The sequence below is a fragment of the Streptomyces lancefieldiae genome (assembly GCF_031845825.1).
Taxonomy (GTDB): domain Bacteria; phylum Actinomycetota; class Actinomycetes; order Streptomycetales; family Streptomycetaceae; genus Streptomyces; species Streptomyces lancefieldiae.
In genome coordinates this window covers 55313-71876 of record NZ_JAVRFH010000004.1, presented here as the reverse complement: position 1 = coordinate 71876, position 16564 = coordinate 55313, and the positions used below count along the sequence as shown (strand labels likewise).

The window sequence follows — 16564 nt, the reverse complement described above, 5'->3', positions numbered from 1 at the left end:
GGAGGGCCCCGCGCCGCTAGTCTGGTGCGGTACGGCGTGAGTCTGGTGCCGTGGTACGACGGAAGGGACGGCATGTACGGCTGGATCTGGCGGCATCTGCCGGGGAACGCGTGGGTGAGGGCGTTGCTCTCGCTCGTGCTGGTCGTGGCCGTGGTCTACGTCCTGTTCCAGTACGTCTTCCCATGGGCCGAACCGCTGCTTCCCTTCAACGATGTGACGGTGGACAACCAGTGAGTGCGCGCATCCTCGTCGTCGACAACTACGACAGCTTCGTCTTCAACCTGGTCCAGTACCTGTACCAGCTGGGTGCCGAGTGCGAGGTGCTGCGCAACGACGAGGTGTCGACGGCGCACGCCCAGGACGGCTTCGACGGCGTACTGCTCTCCCCCGGTCCGGGTACGCCGGAGCAGGCGGGGGTGTGCGTCGAGATGGTGCGGCACTGCGCGGCGACCGGCGTGCCGGTCTTCGGGGTCTGTCTCGGCATGCAGTCGATGCAGGTGGCGTACGGCGGTGTGGTGGGCCGGGCGCCGGAGCTGCTGCACGGCAAGACCTCGCCGGTGGAGCATGCGGGGAAGGGCGTCTTCGCGGGTCTGCCCTCCCCCTTCACGGCGACGCGGTACCACTCGCTGGCGGCGGAGCCGGCCACGGTGCCGGCGGAGCTGGAGGTGACGGCTCGTACGCGGGACGGGATAGTGATGGGGCTGCGCCACCGTGAACTGCCCGTGGAGGGGGTGCAGTTCCATCCGGAGTCGGTGCTGACCGAGCACGGACACCGGATGCTGGCCAACTGGCTGGTGGAGTGCGGCGACCAGGACGCGGTGGCGAGGTCGGCGGGGCTCGCCCCGGTGGTGGGCAGGTCCACGGCGTGACCGCGCTGCGTCCCGAGCGCGAATCCGGCGCGGCCGGTGACCAGGGGGGCTCGTACGGGTGGCCGTACGGGGGTTCCGGTCCGCTTGGGGACGGTGGGTACGAGGACTCCGCGTCCGTCGATGACGAGACGGTGGCGCTGCGGGTTCCGGAGCCGTCGCCGTCACCGGATCGGGTGGCTCCCGCTTCTTCTGCGGGCGCTTCCGTGGCGGGCGGGCGCGCGGCCCGCAGGAAGGCCGCGAAGGGGCGTCACGGGCGCCGTGGGGCCTCCCGGGGATCGTCGTCGATGTCGGAGTCGGGTGAGGGCCCGAACGCCCCTCTGTCGCGCGTCGAGGCGCGTCGGCAGGCCCGTGCGCGCAAGCCGGGCGCGGCGGTGATCGCGAGCCGGGCGATCGGCGAGGTGTTCATCACGGCCGGTGTGCTGATGCTGCTGTTCGTGACGTACCAGTTGTGGTGGACGAACGTGCGTGCGCAGGCGCAGGCGGACAAGGCGGCGAGCAACCTGCAGGACGACTGGGCGAGCGGCAAGCGCAATCCGGGCAGTTTCGAGCCGGGGCAGGGCTTCGCGCTGCTGCACATTCCCAAGCTGGATGTCGTGGTGCCGATCGCCGAGGGCATCAACAGCAAGAAGGTGCTGGACCGCGGCATGGTCGGGCACTATGCGGAGGGCGCGCTGAAGACGGCGATGCCGGACGCGAAGACGGGCAACTTCGGGCTGGCGGGGCACCGCAACACGCACGGTGAGCCCTTCCGGTACATCAACAAGCTGGAGCCGGGCGATCCGATCGTCGTGGAGACGCAGGACGAGTACTTCGTGTACAAGATGGCGTCGGTCCTGCCGGTGACGTCGCCGAGCAACGTGAGCGTGCTCGATCCGGTGCCCAGGCAGTCGGGGTTCACGGGCCCCGGCCGGTACATCACCCTCACCACCTGCACGCCGGAGTTCACGAGCAAGTACCGGTTGATCGTCTGGGGCAAGATGGTCGAGGAACGGCCGCGCAGCAAGGGCAAGCCGGATGCGCTCGTCAGTTAAGGGCGGATGACCAGTGGCAGCGACCACCGACACGGAGCACGAGGAGCACGCCGGCGAGGAGGGCCCGCCCGGGCCGGGGGCACGCCGCCGTGGGCGGGGCCCCGGGCGGATCGTCGCGCAGGCGGTCAGCGTTCTCGGTGAACTCCTCATCACGGCGGGCCTGGTGCTCGGCCTCTTCGTCGTCTACTCCCTGTGGTGGACGAACGTGATCGCCGATCGCGCGGCCGACAAGCAGGCCGACAAGGTCCGCGACGGCTGGGCGCAGGACAGGGTCGGTTCGGGCGGTCCGGGGGTGCTGGACACCAAGGCGGGCATCGGCTTCCTGCACGTACCGGCGATGGGCGAGGACGACATCCTGGTGGAGAAGGGCACGTCGATGAAGGTCCTCAACGACGGCGTGGCCGGTTACTACACCGACCCGGTCAAGGCGACGCTGCCGACCTCGGACAAGAAGGGCAACTTCTCACTGGCGGCCCACCGGGACGGCCACGGCGCGAAGTTCCACGACATCGACAAGATCGGGAAGGGCGACTCGATCGTCTTCGAGACGAAGGACACGTGGTACGTCTACAAGACCTACGCCGTCCTTCCCGAGACCTCGAAGTTCAACGTCAGGGTCCTGGACGCCGTCCCCGAGGAGTCCGGCAAGAAGAAGGCCGGCCACTACATCACGCTGACGACGTGCACGCCGGTGTACACGAGCCGGCACCGGTACGTGGTGTGGGGGGAGCTGGTCCGTACGGAGAAGGTGGACGGCGAGCGGACGCCGCCGGTGGAGTTGCGGTGAGGTGACCGGGGCCCCAAGGGGGCCTCGGTCCCGTAACATGACGGAGGCCCGAAGCCGCAACTTCATCTTGCGACTTCGGGCCTCTTGCCTTGTGCTACCGCAGTGCCTTGAGGCGCACTCCGGCGCTCCAGGCTTCCAGCTCGTCGCGGTTCACGGTGACGACGCCGGTGAGTTTGGCGATCGCCTCCGATTCGTGGCTGAAGTTGCAGGTGGCGACGAAGAGGGCGACGTCCACGTGGTCGATGGCGCGTGCCGCGCCTGCGAACTTCTGCATGTCGGCGCTGGGTACGGTCCAGCGGCCGGCCCGGTTCTTGCACTGGACGGCCACGGTACGTCCGTCGGCGGTGCGGCCGGTGATGTCGATGCCGCGGTCGGTACGGGCCTGCCGTACGACGACGTCGGTGCAGCCGTCCCGTCGCAGCAGGTCGGCGACGTGGTGCTCGAAGGCCTTCCAGGTCATGGCCTTGAGCGTGGCCCTGACGTTGTCCGCGGGGGTCTCCCCTTCCAGGACGGCGAGGCGCCTGTGGTGCCAGCACAGTCTGCGTTCGACGTTCTCGATGTCCTCGCGGAGTTCGATGAGCTCGCGGCGGTGTTCGCCGGACGTGGCGATCAGGGCGTTGAACATCGGTACGACCGTCTTGCCGAGGATGTGGGTGATGCGCTGGTCGATGTGCTCGTCGAGTGCGGCGGCTGCCGTGGGGGCTGGGTTTTCCACAGGCTGTGCGCGTGCCAGGTACTCCATGTCCAGGAGATAGGTACGCACCTGACGTGCGACTTCGCTGTCCCGAAGGAGCATGGCAACGTTGAGGACGGCTCGGCGCGACCAGATGGCCAGGCTGGAGCGCGGCTGTGGATGACCACTGCGATAGGAACTCAAGTTGAGTTTCTTGAACTCGCGAAGCCCAGGACCGCGCAGCACGCGGAGCCCGTTGGACTCGAGCTCCTGTCGGTGGCGACTGAGCAGGTTGTTGATGACCGTTTCTGCCACCTCGAAGTACGTCGCCACCATCGCCGTCGTCACGTGCATGCCGTCCGGCAGCAGGGACAGGGCTTTCACCCGGTCGAGTACGTCCGTGCGTTCGAGGACGCTGCTGCGCAGGGTCGGTGATTCCAGCAGTGCCGTCTCGTTGATCATTGTCATTCCTCCCCTTGGGTGGTGCGGTCACCAAGAGTTAACGAGTCATGACATATGAAGACACGATCGCTTCGCGGCAGTGTGTACGACAGAGCCCCGGCCCCCCTCCGCGGAGGGGGGCCGGGGCTCTTGCCGTTCGGGTGTCCGCGGACGCGTCAGTCGTCGCCGCGGCCGTTCAGGCCGCCGATGAAGCCGCCGCCGTTGTTGCCGTTGCCGCCGCCGTTGCCGCCGACGGTGGTGAGGGTGATCTGCGTGGCGGCCGGGTCGTCGACCTCGGTGCCGGCCTGGGGGGTCATGGCGATGACCGTCGCGTTGTCGTCACCGGGCGCGTTGGGCGCGACCTGGACGTTCGTGAAGCCGGCCTGCTGGAGGGTCTGCTTGGCCTGCCCCAGGGGGGTGCCGATCTTGATGTCCGGCACCTTCGTCTTCTGCACGGCCTTGCCGATGAAGATCGTCACCTTCGAGCCCTTGTCGACCTGCTGTCCGCCCTGCGGCGTGGTGGAGATGACCTTGTCCACCTGGTTCGGGTCGTTCGTCGGCTGGTCGGTGCAGGTGGCTACCAAATCACCGCTGCTTTCCACCTGGGCCTTGGCCTCGTCGCAGCTGCGGCCGACGACGTCGGGCACCGTGGCCTTCTCCTCGGCCTTGGCGACCTCCAGGGTCACCGTCGAGCCCTTCTCCAGCTCGCTGCCCGGGTCGGGGTCCTGGTCGAGGACCGTGCCCTCGGCCTGGGACGACTCGGTCGGCTTCTCCTCGACCACGAAGCCCTTGCCCTCGAGCTGCTGCCTGGCCTCTTCGATGTTCTTGTCGATGACGTTCGGCACGGCGACCTTGGGCGCGCCGGTCGAGACGGTCAGGTTGACGGTGGTCTGCTTCTTGACCTCGGTGCCCTGCTTGGGGTCCTGGTCGCAGATGTTGCCCTTCTTCTGGTCCTCGCAGGGCTTCTCCGTGAAGGCGAGTTCCAGGTCGGCGTTGGTGGCCTGTTGCTGGGCGTCCGCCTTGCTCAGGCCGACGAAGCCGGGCACGGGGACCTTGTCGTTGCTCGGCCCGCCGTCGCCGCTGAACGTGTACTTGCCGATCAGGATCGCGCCGACGAGGACGAGGATGCCGGCCAGGACCAGGAAGATCGTGGAGGTGTTCTTCTTGCGGGGCTGCTGGCGGCGCCGGTCGGGGCGGTTGTCGTAGCCGTAGCCGCCGTCGTCCGGGTTGACGGGCGGCAGCATGGTCGTGGCGCCCGCGCCCGGGTCGGAGCGCAGGGCCGTGGTCGGCTGGTCGTCGGGGTAGGCGCCGTAGCCGCCGGCGGCCATGGCGCCCATCGCGGCGGTGGCGGCGACGGGCTGGCCGTCGAGGCAGGCCTCGATGTCGGCGCGCATCTCGTCGGCCGACTGGTAGCGGTAGTCGGGGTCCTTGACCAGGGCCTTCAGCACGATCGCGTCCATCTCGGGCGTGATCTCGGGGTCGAAGACGCTCGGCGCCTGCGGTTCCTCGCGTACGTGCTGGTAGGCGACGGCGACCGGGGAGTCGCCGACGAAGGGCGGACGCACGGTCAGCAGCTCGTAGAGCAGGCAGCCCGTGGAGTACAGGTCGGAGCGGGCGTCGACCTGCTCGCCCTTGGCCTGCTCCGGGGAGAGGTACTGGGCGGTTCCGATGACCGCGGAGGTCTGGGTCATCGTCATGCCGGAGTCGCCCATGGCGCGGGCGATGCCGAAGTCCATGACCTTGACCTGGCCGCCTCGCGTCAGCATGACGTTGGCGGGCTTGATGTCGCGGTGGACGATGCCGGCGCGGTGGGAGTACTCCAGGGCCTGGAGGATGCCGATGGTCATCTCCAGCGTGCGCTCCGGCAGCAGTTTGCGGCCGGAGTGGAGCAGTTCACGCAGGGTGGAACCGTCGACGTACTCCATGACGATGTACGGGATGGAGACCCCGTCGATGTAGTCCTCGCCCGTGTCGTAGACCGCCACGATCGCGGGATGGTTGAGCGAGGCGGCCGACTGGGCCTCCCGGCGGAACCGGGCCTGGAAGGACGGGTCGCGCGCGAGGTCCGCGCGCAGCGTCTTCACCGCCACCTGGCGTCCGAGCCGGGTGTCATGCGCGTGGTAAACCTCCGCCATGCCACCACGGCCGAGCACCGGGCCCAGCTCGTACCGGCCGCCTAGGCGACGCGGCTCTTCCATAGCTACCTACCAGCCCTCTCCGTCGGTCCCGACCGGCATGCTTGTACGGTCGGAGGCTGCCGTCCGGCCTACGGTACCCGGCTCGCTCTGTGTGACCTGGCCAAGCCCGGTAGCCGATACAGGACCGGTATTCGCAACGTGCGCCTATGTGAAGGGGATGTGACCGGAGTCACGTCCTGTTCGACCCGCGGTCACTTCTTGCTCTCCAGAACGGCCTCCATCACGTTCTTCGCGATCGGCGCCGCGAGGCCGCCGCCGGAGATGTCGTCGCGGACGGCGTTCTCGTCCTCGATCACCACGGCCACGGCGACGGGCGAGCTGCCGTCCTCGCCCTTGGCGTACGAGATGAACCAGGCGTAGGGGTTCTCCTTGTTGTCCACTCCGTGCTGCGCGGTGCCGGTCTTGCCGCCTACGGTGACGCCGTCGATCTGCGCGTTGGTTCCCGTGCCGTCCTCGACGACGGTCTCCATCATGGCCTGGAGGGTCTGGGCGTTGTCCGCGGAGAGCGGCCTGCTCATCTCCTCGGGGTCCGTCTTCTCGATGGTGTCGAGGCTGGGGGCCTGGAGTTCGTCGACCATGTACGGCTTCATCAGGGTGCCGTTGTTGGCGATGGCGGAGGTGACCATGGCCATCTGGAGGGGGGACGCGGCGGTGTTGAACTGGCCGATGGAGGAGAGCGCGACCTCCGAGGGCGCCATGTCGTCGGAGAAGACGGAGGCGCTGGAGCGGACGGGGACGAACTGCTCCTCGGTGAAGCCGAACTTCTTGGCCTGCTCCAGCATCTTCTCGTTGCCGAGGTCGGAGCCGATCTTGCCGAAGACGGTGTTGCAGGAGACCCGCAGCGCCTCGCGGAGCGTGGCGTTCTCGCAGGGGAGGTCGCCCTCGTTGTTGAGCGGGGTCGTGGTGCCGGGCATGGTCCACGGCAGCGGGGACTCGGTCTTCTCGTCCGCCGAGGTGTACATCCCGTTCTCCAGGGCCGCGGCCGCGGTGACCACCTTGAAGGTGGAGCCGGGCGGGTAGACCTCGCGCAGGGCGCGGTTGAGCATCGGGTCGTCGGGGTCGTTCTTCTTCTGGAGCCTGTTCCAGGCCTCGCCGTCGGCGTCGCCGCTGCCGGCGATCGTGGAGGGGTCGTAGGAGGGGTAGGAGGCCATCGAGAGGATCTTGCCGGTGGACGGCTCGAGCGCGACGACGGCGCCCTTGGCGCCCTGCTTCTTCAGGCCGTCGTAGGCGGCCTTCTGGGCGGCGCTGTTGAGGGTGGTGACGACGTTGCCGCCTTCCCGCTTCTTGCCCGTGATCATGTCGAGGGTGTTGCGGAAGAAGAGCCGGTCGTCGTTGCCGGTGAGGATGCCGTCGTCGATGGCTTCGAGCTGGGTGGCGCCGTAGGCCTGGGAGACGTAGCCGGTGACGGGCGCCCACATGGCGCCGTCCTTGTAGGTGCGCTTGTACTTGAAGTCGCCGTTGGTGGTGGTGTGGCCGGTGATGGCCTTGCCGTCGACGATGATGTCGCCGCGTGGGCTGGCGTAGCGCTCGATGGCGACGCGGCGGTTGTGCTCGTCCTCCTTGAGCTCGTCGGCCTGGACGTACTGAAGCCAGTTGTCGCGGATCAGCAGGGTGAGGACGAGCAGGCCGCAGAAGACCGCGATGCGGCGCAGTGGCTTGTTCACGGCCGGACCACCTGGGTCATCTCGGCGTCGGGGCTGGCGGGGGCGGCGGGTGCGGGCCTGCGTGCCGTGTCGCTGATGCGCAGCAGGATGCCGATCAGGGCCCAGTTGGCGATGACGGAGGAGCCCCCGTAGGCCAGGAAGGGCATGGTCATACCGGTGAGCGGGATGAGGCCCATGACACCGCCGGCGACGACGAAGACCTGGAGGGCGAAGGCGCCGGAGAGGCCGATGGCGAGGAGCTTGCCGAAGGGGTCGCGGGCGGCGAGGGCGGTGCGGATGCCGCGCTCGACGATGAGGCCGTAGAGCAGGAGCAGTGCCATGAGGCCGGCCAGGCCGAGTTCCTCGCCGAAGGTGGCGAGGATGAAGTCGGAGTTGGAGGCGAAGCGGATCAGCTCGGAGTGTCCCTGGCCCCAGCCGGTGCCGAGGGTGCCGCCGGAGCCGAAGGCCCACAGGGCCTGCATGGCCTGCTCGGAGTGGCCGATCTGGTTGGCGCGGGAGAGCATGAACTCGCCCATGGGGTCGAGCCAGGCGTCGACGCGCTGCTGGATGTGGGGTTCGAAGCTGGCCACGCCGACGGCGCCGACGGCGGACATCATCAGGCCGAAGACGATCCAGCTGGTCCGTTCGGTGGCGACGTACAGCATGATCACGAACATGCCGAAGAAGAGCAGCGAGGTGCCGAGGTCGGTCTCGAAGATCAGGATGAGGATCGAGACCATCCAGACGACGAGGATGGGGCCGAGGTCGCGGCCGCGGGGCAGGTAGAGGCCCATGAAGCGGCGGCTGGCGAGGGCGAGGGCGTCGCGTTTGACCATCAGGTAGCCGGCGAAGAAGATCGCGAGGACGATCTTGGCGAACTCTCCGGGCTGGATGGAGAAGGAGCCGACCTGGATCCAGATCTTGGCGCCGTAGATGTTCTTGCCGAGGCCCGGCACTAGGGGGAGCAGCAGCAGGAACAGCGCGCCGACCATGGAGATGTAGGTGTAGCGCTGCAGGACGCGGTGGTCCTTGAGGAAGATCATCACGGCGACGAACAGGGCGATGCCCATCGCGGTGTACATCAGCTGGCGGGGCGCGGCGGTGCCGGCCTGTTTGATGGTCTGGAGGAGTTCGGACTGGTCGAGGCGCCAGATGGCGACGAGTCCGAGTCCGTTGAGCAGGGTGGCCAGGGGCAGCAGCAGCGGGTCCGCGTACGGGGCGAACTTGCGGACGACGAGGTGGCCGACGCCGGCCAGGAGGCCGAGGCCGAGGCCGTAGCTCAGCAGGCCGGCGGGGACCTCGTCGTTGATGGCCAGTCCCACGTTGGCGTAGGCGAAGACCGGGATGAGGACGGCGAACACGAGCAGTGCCAGTTCGGTGTTGCGCCGGCTCGGCGCACCGATGGCGCCGATCGTGGACGTGTGGTGCGTCGGCGAGTTGGAAGTACTGCTCATCGTGTGACTGGGCCTCTCACGGCTTGCCTACTGCTTACCGCACAGCGAGACGACCTTCTGCTCTTCCTCCGAGAGGGTCGGTCCGGAGCCGGGAGCGGGTGCGGTCGTGGACGGGGACTCGGACGTTTCGGGTGCCTGCGGTGATCCCGATGCGCTCGGGGTCGGTGAGGCCTTGGACGTGAAGGAGGCGGGGGTGGTTCCCGTGGTGCCTCCGGCTTCGCCCTCGCCCGTCTTCGCGTTCTTCTCGGTCTCCGCGGTGCGCCGTTCGGCCTGCTTCTGGCAGGCGGAGGCCTGGACCGCCAGTTCCTCGATCTTCGCCCGGGCGTCGTTCAGGTCGCCTTCGGGGATGGTGGCTTCGACCAGTTTCTGCTGGTAGGGCGGCAGGTACTTGAGTTCGATCTCGGGGTGGTCCTTCTGGATCTTCGAGAGGGAGACCCAGGCGAGGTCCTGGCTGATGCCCCGGTACAGCGCGAGGTGGTCGTCCTTGGTGCCGACGTAGTACTGGGTCTGGGTCCAGCGCCAGCCGCCGTACGTGCCGCCGCCGATGACGGCGAGGGCGAGGGCGGTGTAGAGGGATCTCTTCAGCCACTTGCGGTTCTTGCGGGGTTTGGCGAAGTCGTCGTCGCCGTAGTCGCCGAAGCCGTCGGCCGGGATGTAGCCGGTGGTGTCGCCGCTGCCGGGTGGACCGAACTCGCCGCCGCCGCTCCGGCGGCCGAGGCCGGCGGCGCGGCCGGCCGGGGTCTGCATGATGCCGTTGTCGCCGAACTGGGCCTGGTTCTCGGCGACGGCGCCGACGACGACGGGCGTGTCGGAGAGCTGTCCGGCGAGGGTGTCGCCGGTGTCGAGGTCGAGGACGTCGGCGACGATGACGGTGATGTTGTCGGGGCCGCCGCCGCGCAGGGCGAGCTGGATCAGCTCCTGGACGGTCTCCTGGGGGCCCTGGTAGCTGGCGAGGGTGTCCTCCATCGTCTGGTGGGAGACGACGCCGGAGAGTCCGTCGGAGCAGATCAGGTAGCGGTCGCCGGCCCGGACCTCGCGGATGGAGAGGTCGGGTTCGACGTGGTCGCCGCTGCCGAGGGCGCGCATCAGCAGGGAGCGCTGCGGGTGGGTGCCCGCCTCCTCCTCGGTGATGCGTCCCTCGTCGACGAGGCGCTGCACCCAGGTGTGGTCCTGCGTGATCTGGGTCAGGACGCCGTCGCGCAGGAGGTAGGCGCGGGAGTCGCCGACGTGGACGAGGCCGAGGCGCTGGCCGGTCCACAGCAGGGCGGTGAGGGTGGTGCCCATGCCTTCGAGGGCGGGGTCCTCCTCGACCATCTGCCGCAGTTGGTCGTTGGCGCGCTGCACGGCGGTGCCGAGGGAGGTGAGGATGTCGGAGCCGGGTACGTCGTCGTCGAGGGCGACGATGGTGGAGATCACCTCGGAGGAGGCGACCTCGCCGGCCGCCTGGCCGCCCATGCCGTCGGCGATGGCGAGCAGGCGGGGACCGGCGTAACCGGAGTCCTCGTTGCCCTCGCGGATCATGCCCTTGTGCGATCCGGCGGCGAAGCGCAGTGACAGACTCATGCGCACCTCGCCCGTCGGCTCCGCCTGCAGCCGGTCGTGTCGAGCCACACTGCCCACCCTCCGGTCGGGAGCGCGCCGGGGCCCGGGGTGCCGGCCGCCGCTGCGTGCTCACTCCGCTCGCGCTCATTCATTGGTGTAGCACTACTTCCGCAGCTCGATGACGGTCTTGCCGATGCGGATCGGCGTGCCCGGGCCAATCGGTGTGGGGGTCGTCAGCCGGGACCGGTCCAGGTACGTGCCGTTGGTGGAGCCCAGGTCCTCGACGATCCACTGGCCGTTCTGGTCCGGGTAGATCCTGGCATGGCGGCTGGAGGCGTAGTCGTCGTCCAGCACGATGGTGCTGTCGTGTGCCCGGCCGAGCGTGATGGTCTGGCCCTGGAGGGCAACGGTGGTGCCGGTGAGGGTGCCCTCCGTGACGACCAGTTTGGTGGGGGCGCCTCGGCGGCCCCGGCCGCCGCTGGGCTGCTGGCGCTGTGGTGGGGGCGCCTGGCCCTGGCGCGTGGCCTGTTGTGGTCGTGCGGCGTCGCGCCGCGATCCGCGCTGGGTGACCCGCGTACCGAACAGGTCGCTGCGGATGACCTGCACGGCCACGATCACGAACAGCCACAGTACGGCGAGAAAACCCAGCCGCATGACCGTGAGGGTCAGCTCTGACATTGCCCCCGGATCACCCTTCGGCTTGCCTGTAGATAACGGTGGTGCTGCCCACGACGATCCGCGAGCCGTCGCGGAGCGTAGCGCGGGTGGTGTGCTGCCCGTCCACCACGATGCCGTTGGTGGACCCGAGATCCTGGATCGTCGAGGGCGTTCCGGTCCGGATCTCGCAGTGCCGGCGGGAGACGCCGGGGTCGTCGATCCGCACGTCGGCCTCGGTGCTGCGTCCGAGCACGAGGGTCGCGCGGGAGATCTGATGGCGGGTGCCGTTGATCTCGATCCAGTGGCGGGTGCGTGCGCCGGCCGCGGGTGTGGCCGGGGGGTGCTGGCCGCCCGCGGGCTGCGGGTAGCCGTAACCGCCGGGGCGGCCGCCGGGTGGTGGTGCGGCCGGCATGGGCGGGGCGCCGGCGGGAGGGGCGGCCGGCGGGTAGCCGTGACCGCCGCCCGGGGCGCCGGGTGCGCCGGGCCGCCCGGTGGGGGCGGGGGGTGCGGCGGGGCCTGCCTGGTGGCTGCTGGAGGAGGCGAGCGTACGGCTGCGTACCCGGTACAGGCCGGTGTCGAGGTCGTCCGCCTTCTCCAGGTGGACCTTGATCGGTCCCATGAAGGTGTAGCGCTGCTGCTTGGCGTAGTCGCGGACCATGCCGGCGAGCTCGTCGCCGAGCTGGCCGGAGTAGGGGCTGAGGCGCTCGAAGTCGGGCGTGCTCAGCTCCACGATGAAGTCATTGGGTACGACGGTGCGGTCGCGGTTCCAGATGGTCGCGTTGTTGTCGCATTCGCGCTGGAGCGCTCCCGCGATCTCCACGGGCTGCACCTCGGACTTGAACACCTTCGCGAAGGTGCCGTTGACCAGACCTTCGAGACGCTGCTCGAACTTCTTCAGGACTCCCATGGGGCACCTCCTCCGTCGCTGCCGTCCTGTCCACTGCCGTGCGTACTGCTGCCGTGCGTACTGCTGCCTTGCCCACCGCTTGGTCGGGCGCTGCCCGCCCGTGCACTGCTTACCTGGTACTGCTTACTGATCGTATCCACGCGCCGGTCGATCGGCTGGTTCCCCCTGTCGGCCCGGTCGACGGGTGTCGACGCCTCTCGGAGTTCCCGCTGGAGCTCCCCTTCGAACTCCGCGGGCTCTTCGGGGCGCGCTCCCGTGTCCACATCCTGCCCAGGATCGTAGAGGCGGCCGCAGACCAGTGTCCCGCACCGGACTGTGGGCCCGTACCGGCTCCTGGAGAGACGGGCCGGACCGGTACGAGGTTGATACGTGAACGGATGGGCGTCCGGACGAGTGCCCGACGGCGGGTGGACGGACCGGTTCCCCCGGTCTCCCCGCCCTCCCCCGCCTGGAAAGGGATGTGAATCCACCCGTTCCAGCGTGCTAATGTTCTCGTGTCGGAAGGCGCCGGGCCGCAAGGAACGGAGCCCGAGGACACACCCAATGCGCGGGTGGCGGAATAGGCAGACGCGCTGGATTCAGGTTCCAGTGCCCGCAAGGGCGTGGGGGTTCAACTCCCCCCTCGCGCACCAGCCGAAAGCCCCCCAGGTCCCGGACCTGGGGGGCTTTCGCATGCTCGGGCGCGGACCGGGGCTGCGGTGCGCTGTGAGGAAGGTCTCAGGACTCCTGCCGCCACAGGGCGGGCACGTGGGGCGGCTCCCAGCCCGTCATCGAGGTGTGCGCCTGGAGGCAGCGGTAGGTGCCGCCGCCGTACGTCACCCGGTCGCCGGCCGAGTAGGAGCGGCCGGCCGCCCAGGTGCCGCCCGGCGGTTCGGTCGGCGGGTCGGTGGGGTCCGGGCCCGGGCCGCCGTCCACGTTCAGGACGAAGTCGAAGGTGCCCTCCTTGCCGCCGCCGACGGCGCGGACGTTCATCAGCAGCGCCGGGTCGAAGAGGGTGTCCGTGCTGTTGCGGGGCTCGCCGGGGAAGTACAGCTGGGTGGTCAGCACGGGCTCGCCGGGGGCCTGGGCCTTGACGTGGATGTGCCGGGTACGGCCCGGATAGAGGCCGGGGACGATCGTGCGCAGGGTGAACGCGCCGGCGGCGTCGGTGAACTGGTGGCCCCGGAAGGTGTACCCGGCCATGTCGTAGGCGCCCGCGTTGTCCGCCTGCCAGAAGTCGAGGAGCACGCCGGGCAACGGGACGCAGTTCCGGCCGAAGACGTAGCCGCTGACGGTCAGCCGGGTGCCGGCGGTGCCGGGGGTCACCAGGTCGGTGCGCAGCGGGGAGTTCGGCTTGAAGTACGGGCCTTCCATCTGGTCGGGCGTGGGGTCGTCGCCGTCGTCGCAGAAGGGCGTCGGCGGCAGCGACCGGTCCGGGGTGGAGCGGGCGGCGTCCCGGGCGAGCGCGATCCCTCCGGTGGCGAGCAGCGGGACGGCGGCGCCGGCGGCGACGGCGGCCCTGAGCAGGGTCTTGCGGCTGATGCCGCGGTCGCCGTCGCGGTCGGTCCCGGCACCGGTGCCGGGTTCGTCGGGGGTGGTGGGGGCGTCGGAGGTCATGGCGGTTCCTCGGTCTCCTGGGTGGGGGCGGGCCCCGGGGAAGGTGGACGGGACGTGCGACATCCGGGACGTGGGGGACGGACAGGGGGCGCGCCCGCCGGCGCGGGGCAGGCTGCTGTCGTTGCTTCGGCGGGCGCGCTCCGTGGTGATCGCTGGAAACCGTAAGCGGGCCGACGGGGTTACGGGCACCTCCTGTTCCGCCCTCTTCCCGGCGTTATGGGGGGCGGTGGGCAGTGGGCGTGGGCAGGGGGTGGTGGGCCGTGTACGGGGCGTTCGCCCGGGGGTACGGTCGTGGCGCGCCGGCGCCGGCGGACGGGCCGGTGCGGGCGCGGGCACGGCTCAGGTACGAGAGCGGGGAGGGCTGCCGGTATGACCGAGGCGACGACGGGGCCGGGGGCGGGGACGGGTGGGGGTACGGACGTGAAGGCGGGTACGGCGGTGGGCGCGGGTGCGGACGGGGCGGCGCGTTCGGCGGTGGGCGCGGAGGGGGGTGTGCGGGTGCCGCACGTGCCGGGGTTCGCGCGGTGGCCCGTCGGCGGCTCGCCGAAGGCGGAGGGCAAGGCGCTGCGCACGCGCGTTCCGCGGTCCGCGCACGCCGCTCTCGTCCCGGACGGCTCCCGGCCGGGCGCGGTGAGCGCGGTCGAGGAGTCCAACCGGGGCCGGATACCGGGGCTCACCCCGATACGGGTCGGGCGGATGGCGGCCACGCCGTTCGCCTTCCTGCGCGGGTCGGCGGGTCTGATGGCGTACGACCTGGCGCGCACGCCGACGACGGGGATCGGCGCCCAGGTCTGCGGTGACGCGCACGCCGCCAACTTCGGGCTCTACGGTGACGCCCGCGGCGGTCTGGTCATCGACCTCAACGACTTCGACGAGACGGTCCACGGGCCCTGGGAGTGGGACCTCAAGCGGCTCGCCGCCTCGCTCGTCCTCGCGGGCCGGGAGGCCGGCGCCGACGAGGACACCTGCCGCGAGGCCGCCCACGACGCGGTGGGCGCCTACCGGCGCACCATGCGGCTGCTGGCCGGGCTCCCCGCGCTGGACGCCTGGAACGCCATCGCGGACGAGGAGCTCGTCTCCCACACCGACGCCCACGATCTGCTCGGCACGCTGGAGCGAGTGGGTGAGAAGGCGCGGGCCAACACCAGCGGGCGTTTCGCGGCCAGGTCGACCGAGGCCACCGGGGACGGCGGGCGGCGCTTCGTCGACGCCCCGCCGGTGCTGCGGCGCGTCCCGGCCGGGGAGGCGGCGGCGGTCGCGGCCTCCCTCGAGCCGTACCTGGCCACGCTCTCCGAGGACCGGCTGCCCCTGCTGGCCCGGTACGCGGTGCACGACGTCGCCTTCCGCGTCGTGGGCACCGGCAGCGTGGGCACGCGGTCCTACGTCGTGCTGCTCCTGGACCACCGCGGCGAACCGCTCGTGCTCCAGGTGAAGGAGGCCCGCCCCTCCGCGCTGCTGCCCCACCTGGCGACCGCCGGGTTCGACGCCCCCGAGGCCGGGCACGAGGGCCGCCGGGTGGTCATGGGGCAGAAGCGGATGCAGGTGGTCAGCGACATCCTGCTGGGCTGGACCTCGGTCGACGGGCGGCCGTACCAGGTGCGGCAGTTCCGCAACCGCAAGGGCAGCGTCGATCCCGCCGCCCTGGCCGCCGACCAGATGGACGACTACGGCCGTATGACCGGCGCGCTGCTGGCCCGTGCCCACGCGCACAGCGCCGATCCGCGCCTCATCGCCGGCTACTGCGGCAAGAACGGCGAACTGGACGAGGCGGTGGCCGCCTTCTCCGTGGCCTACGCCGACCGTACGGAGGCCGACCACGCCGAGCTGGTCGCCGCGGTGCGGGCGGGGCGGGTCGCGGCGGAACTGGGGGTGTGAGGGCGCTCCCGCGGCCCGCCGGGCATGCCGGAGGGGGAGGGGCCGTCGTGGCCTAGGCTGGTCGGGTGACGACGCCGGAAGCTGAGCCCGAGCAGGGTGGTGCGCCGCGGCCCGAGGAGCGGCTGGAGCAGGCCGTACGGGCCGCCGAACAGGCACTCATCGAGTACGAGATCGCGTTGGAGACCTTCCGCGTGGAGGTCGAGAACTTCTCGCGGCTGCACGAGCAGCGACTGGGCCCGGTGTACGCGCGGCTCGAGGAGCTGGAGGCGCAGATCCTGGAGGCCAGGGCGGCCCGCACCGGTGACGCCGAGGATCTGCGCCGGGCCGACGAGGCGCGGGCCCGGCTGATGCCGATCCCCGGCGTGGAGGAGCTGCTGCACGGCTGGATGGACGGGGACGGGCTGTTCCCCGAGGCCACGGCGATGCTCACGGGCCAGGCGGTGCGGCCCCCGCAGCGGGTGCGGCCCGGCGAGGAGGCCCGTCGGCTCTACCGCGAGCTGGCCCGTAAGGCCCACCCCGACCTGGCGCAGGAGGAGGACGAGCGGGTCCGGCGTGAGGAGTTCATCACCCGGGTCAACGCCGCCTACGCCCGCGGCGACGAGGCGGAGCTGCGGGAGCTGGCCGAGGAGTGGGCCGCCGGACCCGCGCCCGAGCGGCGCCCGAGCCGCGGCGAGGAGCTGTACGCCCGCCTCGAGTGGCTAGACCGGCGCAAGGAGATGCTCACGCTGCTCGCCAAGGAGCTGGAGGACAGCGCGATCGGCGCCATGCTCCGGCTGGCGCCGGACGATCCCGACCGTCTCCTGGAGGAGATCGCCGAGCAGCTGGCGACCCAGGTGCGGGAGCGGGAGGCGGAACTGGCGGAGGCGCTCGGGCGGGACTGAGCCGGGCGGT

General features: G+C 70.4%; 14 protein-coding genes and 1 tRNA gene. 7 read left to right on the top strand and 8 right to left on the bottom strand.

Features of this window, described 5'->3' with window-relative positions; genetic code table 11:
• Positions 1-36: 36 nt before the first annotated feature.
• The 4 genes from RM812_RS05375 to RM812_RS05360 are packed head-to-tail and all read left to right on the top strand — an operon-like array spanning position 37 to position 2687.
• Positions 37-234 carry a hypothetical protein gene (locus RM812_RS05375; RefSeq protein ID WP_311571231.1) on the top strand — a complete coding sequence of 66 codons (198 nt, stop codon included), beginning with the start codon at positions 37-39 and terminating at the stop codon, positions 232-234.
• Complete coding sequence (locus RM812_RS05370; protein WP_311571230.1) at positions 231-869, top strand: aminodeoxychorismate/anthranilate synthase component II; 639 nt, start codon at positions 231-233, stop codon at positions 867-869. The genes RM812_RS05375 and RM812_RS05370 overlap by 4 nt, the downstream gene beginning before the upstream one ends.
• Positions 866-1900 (top strand): class E sortase, encoded by a 1035-nt coding sequence (locus RM812_RS05365; RefSeq protein WP_311571229.1) that lies wholly within the window; start codon positions 866-868, stop codon positions 1898-1900. The genes RM812_RS05370 and RM812_RS05365 overlap by 4 nt, the downstream gene beginning before the upstream one ends.
• 13 nt (positions 1901-1913) lie before the next feature.
• Entirely contained in the window at positions 1914-2687 is a 774-nt protein-coding gene (locus RM812_RS05360) for a class E sortase (RefSeq protein ID WP_311571228.1), read from the top strand.
• Positions 2688-2781: 94 nt separating this feature from the next.
• Here the strand turns inward: RM812_RS05360 and RM812_RS05355 are convergent, their stop codons facing one another.
• The 7 genes from RM812_RS05355 to RM812_RS05325 all read right to left on the bottom strand — a co-directional run bounded on the left by RM812_RS05355 (position 2782) and on the right by RM812_RS05325 (position 12202).
• Positions 2782-3822: a restriction endonuclease gene (locus tag RM812_RS05355; RefSeq protein ID WP_311571227.1), complete on the bottom strand. Its 1041-nt coding sequence runs from the start codon at positions 3820-3822 to the stop codon at positions 2782-2784.
• Between the two features lie 155 nt (positions 3823-3977).
• Positions 3978-5999: a Stk1 family PASTA domain-containing Ser/Thr kinase gene (gene pknB, locus RM812_RS05350; RefSeq protein ID WP_311571226.1), complete on the bottom strand. Its 2022-nt coding sequence runs from the start codon at positions 5997-5999 to the stop codon at positions 3978-3980.
• A gap of 191 nt (positions 6000-6190) precedes the next feature.
• Positions 6191-7663, bottom strand: coding sequence for a peptidoglycan D,D-transpeptidase FtsI family protein (locus tag RM812_RS05345; protein WP_311571225.1), 1473 nt, complete (start codon positions 7661-7663; stop codon positions 6191-6193).
• Complete coding sequence (locus RM812_RS05340; protein ID WP_311571224.1) at positions 7660-9096, bottom strand: FtsW/RodA/SpoVE family cell cycle protein; 1437 nt, start codon at positions 9094-9096, stop codon at positions 7660-7662. The genes RM812_RS05345 and RM812_RS05340 overlap by 4 nt, the downstream gene beginning before the upstream one ends.
• Before the next feature lie 27 nt (positions 9097-9123).
• The gene (locus RM812_RS05335) at positions 9124-10659 is read right to left on the bottom strand and encodes a Stp1/IreP family PP2C-type Ser/Thr phosphatase (RefSeq protein WP_311571403.1); all 1536 of its coding nucleotides are present in this window, start codon (positions 10657-10659) and stop codon (positions 9124-9126) included.
• A gap of 141 nt (positions 10660-10800) precedes the next feature.
• Positions 10801-11316, bottom strand: coding sequence for an antibiotic biosynthesis regulator FhaB (gene fhaB / locus RM812_RS05330; RefSeq protein WP_311571223.1), 516 nt, complete (start codon positions 11314-11316; stop codon positions 10801-10803).
• Positions 11317-11326: 10 nt separating this feature from the next.
• Positions 11327-12202 (bottom strand): DUF3662 and FHA domain-containing protein, encoded by an 876-nt coding sequence (locus RM812_RS05325; RefSeq protein ID WP_311571222.1) that lies wholly within the window; start codon positions 12200-12202, stop codon positions 11327-11329.
• A 545-nt stretch (positions 12203-12747) separates the two neighbouring features.
• On the opposite strand from RM812_RS05325, the gene RM812_RS05320 reads away from it, so the two are divergent.
• Positions 12748-12834 (top strand) — tRNA-Leu (locus RM812_RS05320).
• A gap of 85 nt (positions 12835-12919) precedes the next feature.
• On the opposite strand, the gene RM812_RS05315 is transcribed toward RM812_RS05320, so the two are convergent.
• A complete protein-coding gene (locus RM812_RS05315) occupies positions 12920-13798 on the bottom strand; it encodes a dioxygenase family protein (RefSeq protein ID WP_311571221.1) in 879 nt (292 codons plus the stop codon).
• A gap of 369 nt (positions 13799-14167) precedes the next feature.
• Here RM812_RS05315 and RM812_RS05310 point away from each other — a divergent pair, with 369 nt between their 5' ends.
• Positions 14168-15673 (top strand): DUF2252 domain-containing protein, encoded by a 1506-nt coding sequence (locus RM812_RS05310; protein WP_311571220.1) that lies wholly within the window; start codon positions 14168-14170, stop codon positions 15671-15673.
• A 65-nt stretch (positions 15674-15738) separates the two neighbouring features.
• Entirely contained in the window at positions 15739-16554 is an 816-nt protein-coding gene (locus RM812_RS05305; RefSeq protein WP_311571219.1) for a hypothetical protein, read from the top strand.
• The last annotated feature ends 10 nt before the right edge of the window (positions 16555-16564 follow it).

What these genes read in the sequence shown, in the direction of transcription:
- RM812_RS05355 (WP_311571227.1), bottom strand. Translation starts at nt 3,822, where the DNA reads ATGATCAACGAGACGGCACTGCTGGAATCACCGACCCTGCGCAGCAGC.
- pknB (WP_311571226.1), bottom strand. Translation starts at nt 5,999, where the DNA reads ATGGAAGAGCCGCGTCGCCTAGGCGGCCGGTACGAGCTGGGCCCGGTG.
- RM812_RS05340 (WP_311571224.1), bottom strand. Translation starts at nt 9,096, where the DNA reads ATGAGCAGTACTTCCAACTCGCCGACGCACCACACGTCCACGATCGGC.
- RM812_RS05335 (WP_311571403.1), bottom strand. Translation starts at nt 10,659, where the DNA reads ATGAGTCTGTCACTGCGCTTCGCCGCCGGATCGCACAAGGGCATGATC.
- fhaB (WP_311571223.1), bottom strand. Translation starts at nt 11,316, where the DNA reads ATGTCAGAGCTGACCCTCACGGTCATGCGGCTGGGTTTTCTCGCCGTA.
- RM812_RS05325 (WP_311571222.1), bottom strand. Translation starts at nt 12,202, where the DNA reads ATGGGAGTCCTGAAGAAGTTCGAGCAGCGTCTCGAAGGTCTGGTCAAC.
- RM812_RS05315 (WP_311571221.1), bottom strand. Translation starts at nt 13,798, where the DNA reads ATGACCTCCGACGCCCCCACCACCCCCGACGAACCCGGCACCGGTGCC.
- RM812_RS05310 (WP_311571220.1), top strand. Translation starts at nt 14,168, where the DNA reads ATGACCGAGGCGACGACGGGGCCGGGGGCGGGGACGGGTGGGGGTACG.